The organism is Vibrio jasicida CAIM 1864 = LMG 25398 (genome assembly GCF_000400365.1).
In the GTDB taxonomy this organism is placed as follows: Bacteria; Pseudomonadota; Gammaproteobacteria; order Enterobacterales; family Vibrionaceae; genus Vibrio; species Vibrio jasicida.
In genome coordinates this window covers 21321-36506 of sequence record NZ_BAOG01000032.1, presented here as the reverse complement: position 1 = coordinate 36506, position 15186 = coordinate 21321, and the positions used below count along the sequence as shown (strand labels likewise).

The following is a 15186-nucleotide window of genomic DNA, read 5'->3' as shown; positions in this document are numbered from 1 at the left end:
TATCATCAACGAGTGCCCACACAGATTGATAGGTCTATATTGTTAAAGAGCTTGCTTTGCGAGAAGTTTTTCTCTCAAAGCGGAGGTGCATTCTAGCGAGATAATTGAGAGTGTCAAACACTTTTTTCAATTTATTTTCTCAGAAGCTTTTCACCTCTCCGACCCTGCTGAAGCCTTATCGCGTCTGCCGTGTCGGTGGATGCGCATTATAGGGAACTCAGATCCGTTCGCAACCCTTTTTTGAAAAAAAATGGAAAAAACTAACTGTTCGATGACTATTTCATCAAAAAAGCAAAAAAGAGGGTAAAAAACCCTCTTTTTCTGCCCCAAAAGCTGTATTTAAATGAATGCGTACGCGTCTGCGAACATACGTTCACTCTTCGCTTTCTTGTTCTGGGTGAACTGTTCACGCGCTGCCCCAGCCATTTCAAAGCGGCCAGCAATATAGATATCGTAGTTTTCTAAGCTTTCGAAATCTTCACTCACCGCTTGTAGCACGTTACCAACTTTACCTTGCCAATCGGCAGGTGCTTCTTCTACTACTGGAACAAAGTGAACGTTAGCAAACTTATCGGCAATCTCGGCCAGTTCTTCTTTAGCATAAAGCTGGCAGTTGTCTCGTGCACCCCAGTATAAATAGATAGGGTTGGTTTTGTTCTGTGCAACACAGTGATCCAAAATCGAACGCACGTAACTAAAGCCAGTACCACCAGCAATCAATAATAGCGGGCGCTCGCTTTCTTCTTGAACCCAAGCATCACCATGTGGTGCATCAATTTCGATATGACCATCTGTTTCTAATGCCGATTGCATTGCTTCAACGACTTCTAATGCGTAAGCATTTTGCTCTGCCGCACCGATGTGCAACTCCAGTTCGCCTTCATGACGGCAAGGGCTACTTGCAATAGAGAAAGGGCGTTTGTCTTTTTCACCCATCACTACCATTAGATACTGACCTGCTTTAAAAGGCACTGGTGATTCTGGGTGAAGAAGGATTTGGTAAGTATTACAAGCTAACGGCTCAATAGACTTTACTTTACATTGGATGGTCATGGTGTTCCTCTCGCTTACTCGTCAAAAGTAAGCACTAAATTACTTTCTGTATAGGCTTGGCAAGGGAATATCCAGCCTTGCTGTTGCTCTTTTTCGGTTAGCATCGGTTCGAGGTGATAACTCACCTCGCCCGTTAGCTTTTTACACATGCACATGGCGCAAGCGCCAACTTGGCAACGGTGTGGGAAGCGAATATTGTTGTTGAGCGCAGCTTCCAACACTGTCTCCCCTTCTTTTACTTGGAACGTAACGTCCATTGGTAGAAGGTGGACTTGATGACTCATAGAATACCTAACTGGTCCCAAATCTCATCGACTTTAGCCACAAGTTTAGGATCTTTTTTGATAGGCGTACCCCATTCGCGTGTGGCTTCAGATTCAAACTTATTGGTCGCATCGAGCCCAAGTTTAGATGAGCTACCCGCCTTACCACGAACTTGAGTGGTATCTCTGTCTGGATCCATTCGAGTTGTCACAGCCCAAATGATGTCATTCCAATCTTGTGCATTGACGTCATCGTCGCACAAAATAATGAATTTGTTATCCGTGTACCGAGCAAAGAAGTCCCACAGGTATTCCATCAATGCTTGAGATTGACCAGCTTGGTCTTTCTTCATTGTTACAACAGCAAATTGGTTGTTTGCTGTGGCTGGTAGGTAGATATCAACAATCTCAGGACGTTGCTGTTTCAACTCATTCAGTTCTGCTTCGGTAATCGCTTTACTGTCTCGTTCAGTGACCTTGGTTCGCGTCGCCAGCTCGGCATCCCACTTAATGGTTGCATCTAAACCCATCTTGGATCCAAGACCAACCACTGGTGAAGCAAAGTCGAGCGAGTCGATTGGCGTGTTATCTATCATCAAGGTATCACGCACAGGATCCATATGCTCTGACATGGCTTTCACGACATCATTCCAATCTCGTGCGTTTACCGATTCATCGCACACAATAACAAACTTGGTATACATGAATTGACGTAAGAAAGACCACACGCCCATCATTACGCGCTTGGCATGTCCTGGGTACTGCTTCTTCATGGTGACGACTGCCATTCGGTACGAACACCCTTCCGGCGGTAGATAGAAGTCTTCAATCTCTGGGAACTGCTTTTGCAAAATAGGCACAAACACTTCGTTTAATGCCACACCCAATACAGCCGGTTCATCTGGCGGACGACCGGTGTAGGTACTGTGATAAATTGGGTCCTTACGCATAGTAATGTGCGTAATGGTAAATACGTGGTGCTTTTCTTTTTCGTTATAGTAGCCGGTGTGGTCACCGTAAGGGCCTTCATCGGCAAACTCGTTCGGGTCGATATAACCTTCCATAACGATTTCCGCACTCGCTGGCACTTCCAAATCATTACTGATTGACTTCACGACTTCAGTTTTGCTGCCGCGCAGTAAACCAGCAAATGCATATTCCGATAGCGTATCTGGCACGGGTGTTACTGCGCCAAGAATGGTCGCAGGGTCTGCACCAAAAGCGACCGAAACAGGAAAAGGTTTCCCTGGATTGGTTTCCATCCAATCGCGCAGGTCAAGCGCACCACCACGGTGAGCTAACCAACGCATGATAATTTTATTCTTGGCAATTTTCTGCTGGCGATAAATACCTAGGTTCTGACGTTTCTTATTCGGACCTTTAGTCACAGTTAAACCCCACGTAAGCAGTGGCGCAACGTCTTCTGCCCAGCAGCTCATCACTGGGATTTTATCCAAATCGACTTCATCACCTTGCCGTACAATGTCTTGGCACGGCGCTTTACGTAGACGCTTGGCTGGCATGTTCAATACTTGCTTGAACACTGGCAGTTTTTCTAAGGCGTCTTTAAAGCCTTTTGGTGGCTCAGGTTCTTTTAAATAAGCCAGCAGCTTACCGACTTCTCTTAATTCTTTAACGTCTTCGCGCCCCATGCCAATTGCGACACGTTCTGGCGTACCAAATAGGTTCGTCAAAACAGGTACGTCGTAGCCAATTGGATTCTCAAACAACAGTGCCGGGCCACCAGCACGCAAGGTGCGGTCACTTATTTCTGTCATTTCGTAAGCGGGATCGACGGGGTGAGTGATGCGTTTAAGTCGACCTTTCTGTTCTAGGTGGTCGATAAATTCGCGTAAATCCTTAAAACTCATAGGCCTTCATGCTGGCTGATTAAATTATTCGCAGTATAACAAATAGGAGGACGCTAAGATCCTCCTATTTTGTGTGGGTATGTGAGCTACGCAGCGACAAGAATCGAGCCTTGAAGAACGCTTAATTCAGGAACAGTTATTCCAAGAACTTTTCAATCTGCCGAGCTTTGACTTGGCGATTGTTTGACACTAACTCTTCCAGCCAAGATTGATGCCCTTGTTTCGCTAGCTCTCTGGCCACTAAAGTAGCTTCCTCAGAAAGCGCCATTTTAGCGATCAGAAACTGTTTTACGTCGGAAGTAAGAGGATTGGATCTCGTCAGAAGCTCAATTGCATAGGGTTTTAAAGTTGGATTAACAGTAGAGCTCATCAATTGCTGCAAAGAGAATGCATCACCAACTTCCGCTAACCTTGTAAGCTCAGTTTGGCTGTTGTAATCAGCACGCATTCGCCACAGCAGATCATACATCGCCTCATTTTGACTCACTTGTGCTAAACGTACGACAACGGCTGTAGAAGGTAACCAGCTAGTAACGTTTGCATGAGTTAACTGTTTAGTGATTGCCTCAAGTGCATCTGGAGATAAGCTGTCTAATTCGCGGATCAATAATGCCTCTCGAGCTTGTATTTGCTGCGATGTACCGGTAAGCCAATCTTTAAGGTTGAGTTCTTGGCGCTCTGCTTCCAATACAAACTCCAACGTGCTTTGGTCTTGCTTCCAGCGTTTGATCAAACGGCTTGCCACCGCAGGAAAGTTAAATGCGGGTATGCTGAACTCATAACCATCACCACGCTCAAGCACTTGATAGGTTGGCGTAATACTGATTTGGGATTCGACAAAAATGGCCATTCTTGGCGTAAGGATGATTTCTTGTTGCTCAAGCTTTTCGAGCAAAAGAAAACGGACGACTTCTTGTTGAGGGAAAGCAAGTCGGTCGAGAGCGAATTTAAGCGAGTCGACCTCGTCTCTGACTGCATAATCGAGCAATTCAGATACTTTGGTCTGTATGTGGGTATCCTGAAGCCACTGCTCTACCACGGTTTCCTGCATTTCCTTCGCAGATAACGTTGCAGGTAATGTGATAAGTGACAAGCTCAGGAGTAATGACGACAACATTCCTTGTTGCATGTTAACCTCCCGATAACATTTTCTTCATTCTGCTGCTTCTATCGGGAGAAAGCAATAAAAAAGCCACCGATATACGGTGGCCCTTCGCAGAATTACTTATCTGAGACTATTGACGACGCATTGCATCGAAGAACTCGTCGTTGGTCTTCGTCATCGCTAGCTTATCGATTAGGAACTCCATCGCGTCAGTTTCACCCATTGGGTGAACAATCTTACGTAGAATCCACATCTTCTGTAGTTCGTCTGTCTTCGTTAGTAGCTCTTCACGACGCGTACCACTGCGGTTGAAATCAATCGCAGGGAATACACGCTTTTCAGCAATCTTACGGTTCAAGTGCAGTTCCATGTTACCTGTACCCTTAAACTCTTCGTAGATAACTTCATCCATTTTAGAGCCAGTATCGACTAGCGCTGTTGCGATGATAGTTAAGCTGCCGCCTTCTTCTACGTTACGAGCTGCACCGAAGAAACGCTTAGGACGGTGTAGTGCGTTTGCATCCACACCACCAGTTAGTACTTTACCTGATGAAGGCACTACGGTGTTGTATGCACGAGCTAGACGAGTAATAGAGTCAAGCAAGATAACCACGTCTTTCTTGTGTTCAACAAGACGTTTTGCTTTCTCGATTACCATTTCTGCTACTTGTACGTGGCGAGAAGCTGGCTCATCGAATGTTGACGCTACTACTTCACCTTTAACTAGACGCTGCATCTCTGTCACTTCTTCCGGACGTTCGTCGATTAGAAGTACCATCAACTCACACTCAGGGTGGTTGTATGCGATGCTTTGAGCAATGTTTTGCAGAAGCATTGTTTTACCCGCTTTCGGCGGAGCAACAATCAAACCACGTTGGCCTTTACCGATTGGTGATGCCAAATCTAAAACACGTGCTGTGATATCTTCTGTAGAACCATTACCGCGCTCCATAACCATACGCTCATTCGCGTGTAGAGGCGTTAAGTTCTCGAATAGGATCTTGTTACGAGCGTTATCTGGTTTGTCGTCGTTTACGGTGTTGACTTTCAGAAGGGCAAAGTAACGCTCACCGTCTTTTGGTGGACGAATCTTACCAGCAATTGAGTCACCAGTACGTAGGTTAAAACGACGAATCTGACTTGGCGAAACGTAGATATCATCAGGGCCAGCAAGGTATGAGCTGTCTGCGCTACGTAGGAAACCAAAGCCGTCTTGCAGAATCTCCAGAACCCCATCGCCAAAGATGTCTTCGCCGCCTTTCGCGTGCGCTTTAAGAATAGCGAAGATGATGTCTTGTTTTCTTAGACGAGCTAGGTTCTCAAGACCTAGGCTTTCGCCAAGCTTTACAAGGTCAGATACTGGTCTGTTCTTCAGTTCAGTAAGATTCATGGTGGTGGATGCTTGTTTAGTCAAAATAAGATCTGTTTTCTAGTTAAGATGGATTTGGTCTCAGGATCGACCAAGAAGAGAAATTTGTTCAATTAACGCGCGATAAGTTAGCACTAATTAATATTCTAGTCCAGAGTTAGAAAAACAAAACCGCGCATTGTTACATTGCACGGTTTTGTCTGTAATCACTTGGTGATTATAGGTTTGCGTCCAAGAACTCTTTTAACTGAGTCTTAGACAAAGCACCAACTTTCGTTGCCGCTACGTTACCGTCTTTAAATAACAGTAGCGTTGGAATGCCGCGAATACCAAACTTAGGTGGTGTACCCGCGTTATGGTCAATGTTTAGTTTACCGATAGTGAGCTTGCCTTCGTACTCGTCAGCGATCTCGTCCAGAATTGGAGCAATCATTTTACAAGGACCACACCATTCTGCCCAGAAATCCACTAGAACCGGGCCTGCAGCGTTGATTACGTCGTTTTCAAAACCGTCATCAGTAAGCTGCAAAATCTTATCACTCATCTTCCACTCCAATGTGTTTTTCGAAACTGGTTGGATGATAACCAGTAAATAGATGCCCTATTGGAATGTATTTACTTTCGTATTGCAAGCTTTAGCTGATATTCTATAGCTATGAAAAAGACGCATATCACAGAGCAAAAGTTCGCCGATTTGGATTTAAAGCCCCAAGTTATTGAAGGATTGGAAAAAAAAGGGTTCGAGTTTTGTACCCCTATCCAAGCCTTGGCGTTGCCGGTACTGCTCACCGGCCAAGACATTGCAGGCCAGGCCCAAACGGGCACTGGTAAGACCCTCGCGTTTCTTACTGCAACTTTCAACCACCTTCTGACGACACCAGAACATGAAGGCCGCAAGCCGACACAACCGCGTGCAATTATCATGGCACCAACACGTGAGCTAGCGATTCAGATCTACAACGATGCTGAGCCTTTGATCGCAAGTACTGGTCTTAAAGCAGCACTGGCTTACGGTGGCGAAAGCTACGATAAGCAACTAAATAAGCTTCAAGACGGCGTCGATATCCTGATCGGTACGACTGGTCGTATTATTGATTTCTACAAACAGCGCGTCTTCAACCTAAACAACATTCAAGCAGTTGTTTTGGATGAAGCAGACCGTATGTTTGACCTAGGCTTTATCAAAGACATCCGTTTCTTGTTCCGCCGTATGCCTGAGCCAAAAGAGCGTTTGAACATGCTTTTCTCAGCAACGCTTTCTTACCGTGTACAAGAACTTGCCTTCGAGCACATGCATAACCCTGAGCATGTTGTGGTTGAGCCTGAACAAAAAACAGGTCACCGCATCCAAGAAGAACTTTTCTACCCTTCTAACGAAGATAAGATGGCACTACTTCAAACTTTGATTGAAGAAGAATGGCCAGATCGTGCGATCGTTTTTGCAAACACCAAACACAAGTGTGAGTCAATCTGGGGTCACCTAGCGGCAGACGGACACCGTGTTGGTCTATTGACTGGCGACGTTCCACAGAAGAAACGTGAAAAGATTCTTGAACAATTCACTCGCGGTGAAGTTGACCTACTCGTAGCAACCGACGTTGCGGCACGTGGTCTACATATTCCTCAAGTAACACACGTATTTAACTTCGACTTACCTGATGATTGTGAAGATTACGTTCACCGTATCGGTCGTACTGGTCGTGCAGGTGCAAGTGGTCACTCAATCAGCTTTGCTTGTGAAGATTACGCAATCAACTTGCCACCTATCGAAGAATACATTGAGCATGCAATCCCAGTTTCTGATTACGATGCATCGGCATTGATTCAGGAATTGCCAGCTCCACTTCGTATGCGTGCACCTCGTACTCAGCAACGCCGCACCAATACAGGTGGTACTCGCTCTGGTAACCGTAAGCCGCAAGGACGCCGTCCTCGTCAGCCACGTCAATCAGCGCCAAAACAATCATAATAGGAAACTGAAGTCGTTTATGAGTCAAGCAGGATCATCACCGCTATACGCCGCCATCGACCTCGGGTCGAACAGTTTTCACATGCTCGTTGTGCGTCACATCGATGGCAGCGTTCAAACCATGGCTAAAATTAAGCGCAAAGTTCGTCTAGCAGCGGGCTTAGATGAACATAATTCTCTTAGTACGGAAGCTATGCAGCGAGGATGGGACTGCTTAAGTCTATTTGCAGAACGCTTGCAGGACATTCCTAAACAGAACATCCGCATCGTCGGTACCGCGACATTGCGTACCGCGACTAATGTGGATGTTTTTCTAGAGAAGGCGAACCAAATTTTAGGTCTGCCTATCGAAGTGATTACCGGTGAAGAAGAAGCCGCCACTATATATAAAGGTGTTGCTCACACTTCTGGCGGCAGTGGCCGCCGTTTGGTGGTTGACATTGGTGGCGCAAGTACCGAACTGATCATCGGCGAAGGTTTTGAAGCCAAAGCACTCACCAGTTTAAAAATGGGCTGTGTCACTTGGTTGGAAAACTTCTTCAAAGACCGCCAGCTCAATGCACGTAACTTTGAAGCCGCTATAGAAGGCGCAAAACAAACACTCAAACCGATTCTGGAGCAGTATACAGAGCTAGGTTGGGATGTCTGTGTTGGCGCTTCTGGCACAGTTCAGGCTCTGCAAGAGATCATGCTTGCGCAAGGTATGGACGAAGTCATTACTCATGCCAAACTCAAGCGTCTGCAAAAACAAGCCATGCTTGCCGATCACTTAGAAGAACTCGATATCGAGGGACTTACCCTAGAACGCGCGTTAGTCTTCCCAAGTGGTTTATCCATTCTTATCGCCATATTCGAGTTACTAGAAATTGATGCGATGACATTGGCTGGCGGCGCACTGCGTGAAGGCTTAGTGTATGAGATGGTCGACGAACTTCGTCAAAATGACATTCGTGCACGTACTATTTGCAGCGTACAGAGTCGTTACCAATTGGATTGCCAATATGGTGAACAAGTAGCAAACCTTGCGAGCAGATTGCTTGAACAAGTCGGTGGTGACGAATGGGTAGCAGAACCACAAGGTAAAGTACTGCTAGAAACAACGGCCAAGTTGCACGAAATCGGGCTAACTATCGATTTCAAGAAAGGCGGTGAGCACAGCGCTTACCTACTACAACATTTGGACTTACCTGGTTATACGCGCGCTCAGAAGTTTGTTATCGGTGAAATCGTTCGACGTTACCGTGAGCAGCTCACCTCTTTACCAGAGCAGCACGCGCTGTCTGGAACTAGTGGTAAGCGATTACTTCGTTTATTACGCCTTGCCGTACTATTGAGCCATCGCCGTAACCCAGCGCTGGAACCAAAAGTCACGCTAAATGCAGAAGGCGACAAGTTAACACTGAACATTGATGCTAACTGGCTTGATGCAAACCCATTAACAGCCGCTGAGTTGGAAATTGAATCCAACCGTCAGACTGATATTGGCTGGCCGCTTAGCGTCGTCACAAGTTAATCACCATCACTCAATGATTGTTTAAAGAAAGGTCCTTATTAGGGCCTTTTTTATTGTTAAGCTTTGTCGAGTTTTACCTGCGCACAGCTCATGGAGCTTTTGGACACCCATGATCTAATTGCTCCCCACGCTGTACAAAACCCTCTAAATCCCAGTAAGCAGGTACAAAAAAGCCGCTTGATTTAAGCAAGCGGCTTTCGGGGTTCCCACTGATATTAAGACTGAACGCTTGTCGTCACCTTAAAGTCAGGGTTCACCGCAGTCAGCTTCTTAATTAGGTAATTCAGTAGTACACCGTACATAGGAACGAACAAACCAAGACTGATAATCAGTTTGAATCCGTAATCCACCAGCGCGATTTCTGTCCAATGCTCCGCCATAAATGGATCTGGACTTTGGTAGAATGCAATGGCAAAGAAAGCAATGGTATCAAGTGCATTACCAAAAAGCGTTGAACACGTTGGTGCCACCCACCACTGTTTCATCTGGCGTAGACGGTTGAACACGTGCACATCCATGATTTGACCAAGCAAGTAAGCCATGAAGCTAGCAATCGCAATTCGAGCAACGAACAGGTTGAACTCCCCTAGGTGAGCAAGGCCTTGGAATTGGCCTTCAAAGAACACCACCGATAGGAAGTAAGAAACAGCCAATGCAGGTAGCATCACTAAGAAAATGATCTTACGCGCCATTTTTGCACCGAAAATACGAACTGTAAGGTCGGTAGCCAAAAAGATAAATGGGAAGGTAAATGCGCCCCAAGTGGTATGGAAGCCAAAGATAGTAAACGGTAGCTGAACTAGGTAATTGCTAGATGCAATAATGACTAGGTGGAATAGAACCAGATAGATAAGGGCGTTGCGCTGCTGCGCAGGGGTAAAGTTACTCATGCGATACCTTTTTAGTTTGGTTTGGGGGTGAGGGAACCCAAATCGAGCCCTTTCAATAAAGAAAAGCACTCTTACCAACAATGTAAAATGAAAAAATAAACTGGCTAAGCTCATTCTGAGCGAAGCGGTGGGCGATTATACATTAACCAATTTGACTCGCAAGCGGTCTGTATTACGCAAACGTTTGAGCACAAAAAAGGGCGTTTCATGTGAAACACCCTTTCGTGAAAGTTCTATTTTTTAGAAGCCGCGTTGGAACAATCCCGCTAGGTAATCCAACTCTTCCCTGCTCTCTTCAATCGCTAAGGCTTCAAACCAAATCGCTTCACTGTAATGCTCTGCTTTCATAAACAATCGACAACCTTCAAAGTCGATCAGCCAAGAATGAATGTCCGCATCCCATTGCTTTTCGACAACAGTAGCGGAAAGCAGTCCAAGTAAACGCTCACCTAAAGCAGGAAAACTATCGAGGTCAAAGCTTGGTGCGGTTATGATTAAGCGCCCCTCTCGTGCCATGTAGTCCGCTAAGCCAAATTCCTTTTGCATTTTGATTCCTTATCCGTGGTGAGTAATGTGTTCTTGAATCAAATCAAGGAATGGATCGGCGTACTTCTCTAACTTACGCTGACCAACACCGCTGACGGCCAGCATTTCGCCGTAAGAGGTTGGCAGAATTTCCGCCATATCAATCAAGGTCGCATCACTGAAGACAACGTATGGTGGTAAACCATCTTCGTCCGCGATCGATTTACGCAACTTACGTAATTTGGCAAACAGCTTCTTATCGTAGTTCTTGCTGGTGAGTTTATCTGACTTCGCCGCACGTGCTGCGGTGTCTAAACGTGGGACCGCTAACTCTAGAGTCACATCGCCACGCAACAGCGGACGCGCTTCTTCCGTTAATTGCAGTGTTGAGTTGCGCGTGATGTTTTGGCTCAACAGTCCTTTGTGGATTAACTGACGGAAAATACTGATCCAGTAATCATGGCTATGGTCTCGGCCTATTGCGTAGGTAGAGATCTTGTCGTGGCCATTTTCACGTACACGAATATTCTGCATACCACGCAGCACTTCCACCACATAGCCCATACCAAAGCTTTGGTTTACACGGTACACACAAGACAATGCCTTACGCGCTTCTTCTGTGGCATCAAAGTGTTTCGGTGGATCTAAGCAAATATCGCAGTTGCCACATGGCTTCTCACGATATTCTCCAAAGTAATTCAATAGCACCTGACGGCGACAGGTTTGCGCCTCAGCAAAGGCACTCATCGCATTCAGTTTGTGGGTTTCCACCTGCTTCTGTGGACCGTCGTCTTTCTCATCCAACATACGACGCAACCAACTTATATCTGCTGGGTCATACAGCATCATCGCTTCCGCAGGTAAACCATCACGCCCTGCACGACCGGTTTCCTGATAGTAGGATTCAATGTTGCGCGGGATATCGAAATGAACCACAAAACGCACGTTTGGTTTGTTGATACCCATACCAAAGGCCACTGTCGCAACGACGATCTGAATATCATCACGTTGGAAAGCTTCTTGAACGTAAGCACGCTCATCAGCATCCATACCTGCGTGATAACCAGCAGCACGAATGTGGTTGTTGCACAGCTTCTCGGTCACCATCTCAACTTTCTTACGACTACCACAATAGATGATGCCGCAGTTGCCCTTTTGGGTATCCAGATATCGAATGATTTGCGAAACCGGTTTGTGTTTTTCAACTAAGTTATAGCGGATGTTCGGACGGTCAAAGCTACCTAGATAAACTTCAGGTGCGTTGAGTTGAAGTCGATCAAGAATATCTTTGCGCGTAGCGTCATCCGCAGTCGCCGTCAGCGCCATAAATGGCACATGGGAAAACTGCTGCTTAAGTTGACCAAGCGCGGCGTATTCAGGACGGAAATCATGTCCCCACTGGGAAATACAGTGTGCTTCATCGACGGCAATCATAGATAGAGGAAGGTTTTCCAAACGTTCAATGAAATCACGCATCAATACACGTTCTGGCGAGACGTATACCAACTTAAGATGACCAGAGTGCATTCGGTTGTAAACGCTAATGAGATCTTCTCGAGCCATGGTCGAGTTAATGCACTCAGCTGCTACACCGTTAGCTTTAAGCTGATCCACTTGGTCTTTCATCAACGAAATCAGCGGAGAAATGACCAAAGTAATGCCAGAGCGAACCAAAGCAGGGATTTGATAACACAGCGACTTACCACCACCCGTAGGCAGGATAACTAAGCTATCACGACCTTCTACCGCGGCGTCAATCACCAACTGCTGACCATCACGGAACTCTTGGTAACCAAATACATCCTCCAACACACGTTGAGGCGTCAAAGGCGAATCAGATTGTTCGGCTAACAAAGTCGAGGTCATGAAAAATCTCAGATTGGGTCTTAGAAAGAAGTGCTTATGCATGCAACTGGCACGCAAAGTGAGGGCACATTGTAATGGGGTTTCATGGTGAATAAAACCGCAAATTGTTAGGTGATTAAGTTCACCACTCGTATACTGATTGTCTGCTCTATAAAAACTCAATTAGGTGACATCCCATGACACCAGAAGAACAACAACGCTCACGGCAAGGCATCTTGCTTGCTGTTGGTGCGTATACCATGTGGGGCATCGCACCCATTTACTTCAAATCAATTGCTGAAGTCTCACCACTAGAGATCTTAAGCCACCGAGTGTTTTGGTCTTTCTTTTTGCTTGCCGCACTCCTCCATTTTGGTCGCCAATGGCGCTCGGTTCGAGACATCATCAAAAATAAAACCAAGATGATGTATTTGATCTCTACTGCTATTTTAGTTGGGGCAAACTGGCTGATCTTCATCTGGGCGGTCACGTCAAATCATATGCTCGATGCCAGTCTCGGCTATTACATCAACCCGTTAATCAATGTGTTACTCGGGATGGTGTTTCTGGGAGAGAGGTTACGTAAGCTGCAATGGTTCGCAGTCGTGCTGGCGGCTTGTGGCGTATTAGTGCAATTAATCGTGTTTGGCTCTGTCCCTGTGGTTGCTATCGCACTCGCAATGAGCTTTGGTTTTTACGGCTTGCTACGTAAAAAAGTCAGTGTGGAAGCACAAACCGGGTTATTCATTGAAACTCTCGTCATGTTGCCTGCGGCAAGTATCTATCTCTTTTTTATTGCCAGCACCCCAACCTCAAACATGTTTGAGAACCCATGGCAGCTGAATACCTTATTGATTGCCGCAGGTGTCATCACTACCCTGCCGCTATTGTGCTTTACCGGTGCAGCTACGCGCCTAAAACTCTCAACTTTAGGCTTTTTTCAGTACATTGGACCGAGCTTGATGTTCTTATTGGCGGTACTGATTTACGGCGAACCGTTCACCAGTGATAAAGCCATCACCTTCGCCTTTATTTGGGGGGCCTTGGTGGTATTTAGCTTTGATGGTCTGCGTAACAACCGTAAGTCACGCAAAGCCATGCAGGCACAATGATCGTTTTTTACAAGACAAGTTAGAAATTGACGGATAAGCTTGGTCATAATATGACCAAGCTTTTTTATTGAATGGAACAGATCCAATATTACGCAACCGAACATGACAACTTGAGTCTGATAGAGGCGAAATACCAGAAATTTGCTTTCCAAAGGCATTACCATCTGGATTTTCACCTCGGTCTGATCACGCATGGCGCGCAGAAGTTCCAATTCCAAGGCAACAGTCACCATGTAGGCCACGGGCAAATCGTGCTTATGCCGCCAGATGAGCTGCACGACGGGCAATCTAAGCTCGAAAGTGGCTATGAAGTAAATGTGTTTGCGATCGAACCTCATCTACTGAGCGATCTGGCTGATCTTAAGCAAAACGGTCAAATAATACGCTTCAATGAACTGATCATCTCTGATCCACGGATATTTTCACAACTTAGTAACTTACACGACCTACTTCGCGGTAAAAACATTAGTCAGCTCGCCAAAGATTGCCTTCCTTTTGAAGGATTTAACCAGCTTTTTGATCGCTACGGATCGCTTGAGCGACAAAAAGTGGTGCCGCTCGGAAATCAATCGCTTGGAACGTTAAAAGATTATCTAATGGCAAACCTTGACCAAGCAGTGCGTTTGGATTCACTTTCAGAGCTGTGCCAACTGAGCCCAACTCAGTTCCAGCGCCACTTTAAAGCGCAAACTGGCATGACGCCTTATGCATGGTTCGCACGCCTGCGCCTTGAACAAGGCATGAAGTTACTGCAATCAGGTCAATGTGGTACCGACGTCGCCCATCAGATCGGTTTCTACGATCAAGCGCATTTCAGCAAAGCGTTTAAGCAGACCTACGGTGTTTCCCCTTCTCAAGTGACTCGTTAATTTCATTTACCGAGAAAGCTGTCAGTTTTTTACAAGCGCCACAGGTGACTTACCACGATAATAGCCGCATTGGTTATATTTGAGATGTGTTATGAATGAATCCACCATATTGCTGACGCTCGCCAGCATTCACTTTATTGCCCTAATGAGTCCCGGTCCCGACTTTGCGTTGGTCGTACAAAACGCGACGCGCCATGGTCGTCAAACTGGCTTGTACATTGCGTTGGGATTGTCTGTCGGTATTTTGCTGCACTCTTTGTTCAGCCTGACAGGCGTGAGTTATATCGTCCACCAGCACCCAGTGTTGTATTCGGTGGTGCAACTGCTCGGTGGTAGTTACCTGCTCTATTTAGGTATTGGTGCATTGCGCGCCGTGATCTCGATGATCAAAAACCCTCTGGCGGATCAACCTAAGAAGCAAAACAACCTAGTGATCAGCAACAAACGTCAGGCATTTGCTAAAGGATTTGCGACCAACATCCTTAACCCGAAAGCATTGGTGTTCTTTATCAGTTTGATGTCGAGCTTAGTCCCTGCAGGTATGTCGATCACTGGCAAAGGTATTGCTTTGGTCATCTTGTTTGGCTTGTCGCTATTCTGGTTCTCTAGCCTTGCGTGGATGCTGTCAACACAGCGCTTACAACGTAAATTGCAACAAGCAGGCATCTACATCGACGGCCTGTGTGGCGTGGTATTTACTCTAGTGGGTGGCAGTATTTTATACCAAACCATCAGCACTTTTATCGGATAAAGTACTGATTTAAAAGCGTAGCACAATCGACATTTCTAAGATCGCTGACTC

General features: G+C 46.0%; 14 protein-coding genes. 5 read left to right on the top strand and 9 right to left on the bottom strand.

The annotated features are described in order from the left end of the window. Nucleotides 1-339: 339 nt before the first annotated feature. The 6 genes from fre to trxA all read right to left on the bottom strand — a co-directional run bounded on the left by fre (nt 340) and on the right by trxA (nt 6205). A complete protein-coding gene (gene fre, locus VJL_RS09465) occupies nt 340-1053 on the bottom strand; it encodes an NAD(P)H-flavin reductase (protein WP_038868577.1) in 714 nt (237 codons plus the stop codon). Nucleotides 1054-1067: 14 nt separating this feature from the next. Further along, nucleotides 1068-1337 (bottom strand): 2Fe-2S iron-sulfur cluster-binding protein, encoded by a 270-nt coding sequence (locus VJL_RS09460; RefSeq protein WP_009696789.1) that lies wholly within the window; start codon nt 1335-1337, stop codon nt 1068-1070. After that, complete coding sequence (ubiD, locus tag VJL_RS09455; RefSeq protein ID WP_038877454.1) at nt 1334-3187, bottom strand: 4-hydroxy-3-polyprenylbenzoate decarboxylase; 1854 nt, start codon at nt 3185-3187, stop codon at nt 1334-1336. The genes VJL_RS09460 and ubiD overlap by 4 nt, the downstream gene beginning before the upstream one ends. Nucleotides 3188-3323: 136 nt before the next feature. Continuing rightward, complete coding sequence (locus VJL_RS09450) at nt 3324-4316, bottom strand: hypothetical protein (protein ID WP_038868580.1); 993 nt, start codon at nt 4314-4316, stop codon at nt 3324-3326. A gap of 106 nt (nt 4317-4422) precedes the next feature. After that, nucleotides 4423-5682: a transcription termination factor Rho gene (gene rho / locus VJL_RS09445; RefSeq protein ID WP_038868581.1), complete on the bottom strand. Its 1260-nt coding sequence runs from the start codon at nt 5680-5682 to the stop codon at nt 4423-4425. Nucleotides 5683-5878: 196 nt separating this feature from the next. Continuing rightward, nucleotides 5879-6205: a thioredoxin TrxA gene (trxA, locus tag VJL_RS09440; RefSeq protein ID WP_004745500.1), complete on the bottom strand. Its 327-nt coding sequence runs from the start codon at nt 6203-6205 to the stop codon at nt 5879-5881. A gap of 111 nt (nt 6206-6316) precedes the next feature. On the opposite strand from trxA, the gene rhlB reads away from it, so the two are divergent. Together rhlB and gppA are read left to right on the top strand one after the other, a co-directional pair. Then, nucleotides 6317-7630, top strand: coding sequence for an ATP-dependent RNA helicase RhlB (gene rhlB, locus VJL_RS09435; RefSeq protein ID WP_038877451.1), 1314 nt, complete (start codon nt 6317-6319; stop codon nt 7628-7630). Nucleotides 7631-7649: 19 nt separating this feature from the next. Further along, complete coding sequence (gppA, locus tag VJL_RS09430; RefSeq protein ID WP_038868583.1) at nt 7650-9143, top strand: guanosine-5'-triphosphate,3'-diphosphate diphosphatase; 1494 nt, start codon at nt 7650-7652, stop codon at nt 9141-9143. A 215-nt stretch (nt 9144-9358) separates the two neighbouring features. On the opposite strand, the gene VJL_RS09425 is transcribed toward gppA, so the two are convergent. From VJL_RS09425 to recQ, 3 genes are all read right to left on the bottom strand, one after another. Further along, nucleotides 9359-10033, bottom strand: a complete 675-nt coding sequence (locus VJL_RS09425; protein ID WP_038877449.1) for a 7-cyano-7-deazaguanine/7-aminomethyl-7-deazaguanine transporter — start codon at nt 10031-10033, stop codon at nt 9359-9361. A 240-nt stretch (nt 10034-10273) separates the two neighbouring features. Further along, on the bottom strand, nt 10274-10579 hold the full coding sequence (locus tag VJL_RS09420; protein ID WP_038868585.1) for a DUF3630 family protein: 306 nt from the start codon (nt 10577-10579) through the stop codon (nt 10274-10276). A 9-nt stretch (nt 10580-10588) separates the two neighbouring features. After that, complete coding sequence (gene recQ, locus VJL_RS09415) at nt 10589-12424, bottom strand: ATP-dependent DNA helicase RecQ (protein WP_038877447.1); 1836 nt, start codon at nt 12422-12424, stop codon at nt 10589-10591. 176 nt (nt 12425-12600) lie between these two features. On the opposite strand from recQ, the gene rarD reads away from it, so the two are divergent. The 3 genes from rarD (at nt 12601) to VJL_RS09400 (ending at nt 15135) form a co-directional block, all read left to right on the top strand. Further along, nucleotides 12601-13515 carry an EamA family transporter RarD gene (gene rarD / locus VJL_RS09410; protein WP_038877445.1) on the top strand — a complete coding sequence of 305 codons (915 nt, stop codon included), beginning with the start codon at nt 12601-12603 and terminating at the stop codon, nt 13513-13515. A gap of 71 nt (nt 13516-13586) precedes the next feature. Next, nucleotides 13587-14384: an AraC family transcriptional regulator gene (locus tag VJL_RS09405; RefSeq protein ID WP_038877443.1), complete on the top strand. Its 798-nt coding sequence runs from the start codon at nt 13587-13589 to the stop codon at nt 14382-14384. Between the two features lie 91 nt (nt 14385-14475). Further along, entirely contained in the window at nt 14476-15135 is a 660-nt protein-coding gene (locus VJL_RS09400) for a LysE family translocator (protein ID WP_005440026.1), read from the top strand. Nucleotides 15136-15186 lie beyond the last annotated feature (51 nt).

What these genes read in the sequence shown, in the direction of transcription:
- trxA (WP_004745500.1), bottom strand. Translation starts at nt 6,205, where the DNA reads ATGAGTGATAAGATTTTGCAGCTTACTGATGACGGTTTTGAAAACGAC.
- VJL_RS09450 (WP_038868580.1), bottom strand. Translation starts at nt 4,316, where the DNA reads ATGCAACAAGGAATGTTGTCGTCATTACTCCTGAGCTTGTCACTTATC.
- VJL_RS09405 (WP_038877443.1), top strand. Translation starts at nt 13,587, where the DNA reads ATGGAACAGATCCAATATTACGCAACCGAACATGACAACTTGAGTCTG.
- rhlB (WP_038877451.1), top strand. Translation starts at nt 6,317, where the DNA reads ATGAAAAAGACGCATATCACAGAGCAAAAGTTCGCCGATTTGGATTTA.
- VJL_RS09400 (WP_005440026.1), top strand. Translation starts at nt 14,476, where the DNA reads ATGAATGAATCCACCATATTGCTGACGCTCGCCAGCATTCACTTTATT.
- rho (WP_038868581.1), bottom strand. Translation starts at nt 5,682, where the DNA reads ATGAATCTTACTGAACTGAAGAACAGACCAGTATCTGACCTTGTAAAG.
- VJL_RS09460 (WP_009696789.1), bottom strand. Translation starts at nt 1,337, where the DNA reads ATGAGTCATCAAGTCCACCTTCTACCAATGGACGTTACGTTCCAAGTA.
- VJL_RS09420 (WP_038868585.1), bottom strand. Translation starts at nt 10,579, where the DNA reads ATGCAAAAGGAATTTGGCTTAGCGGACTACATGGCACGAGAGGGGCGC.
- VJL_RS09425 (WP_038877449.1), bottom strand. Translation starts at nt 10,033, where the DNA reads ATGAGTAACTTTACCCCTGCGCAGCAGCGCAACGCCCTTATCTATCTG.
- recQ (WP_038877447.1), bottom strand. Translation starts at nt 12,424, where the DNA reads ATGACCTCGACTTTGTTAGCCGAACAATCTGATTCGCCTTTGACGCCT.
- fre (WP_038868577.1), bottom strand. Translation starts at nt 1,053, where the DNA reads ATGACCATCCAATGTAAAGTAAAGTCTATTGAGCCGTTAGCTTGTAAT.
- gppA (WP_038868583.1), top strand. Translation starts at nt 7,650, where the DNA reads ATGAGTCAAGCAGGATCATCACCGCTATACGCCGCCATCGACCTCGGG.
- ubiD (WP_038877454.1), bottom strand. Translation starts at nt 3,187, where the DNA reads ATGAGTTTTAAGGATTTACGCGAATTTATCGACCACCTAGAACAGAAA.
- rarD (WP_038877445.1), top strand. Translation starts at nt 12,601, where the DNA reads ATGACACCAGAAGAACAACAACGCTCACGGCAAGGCATCTTGCTTGCT.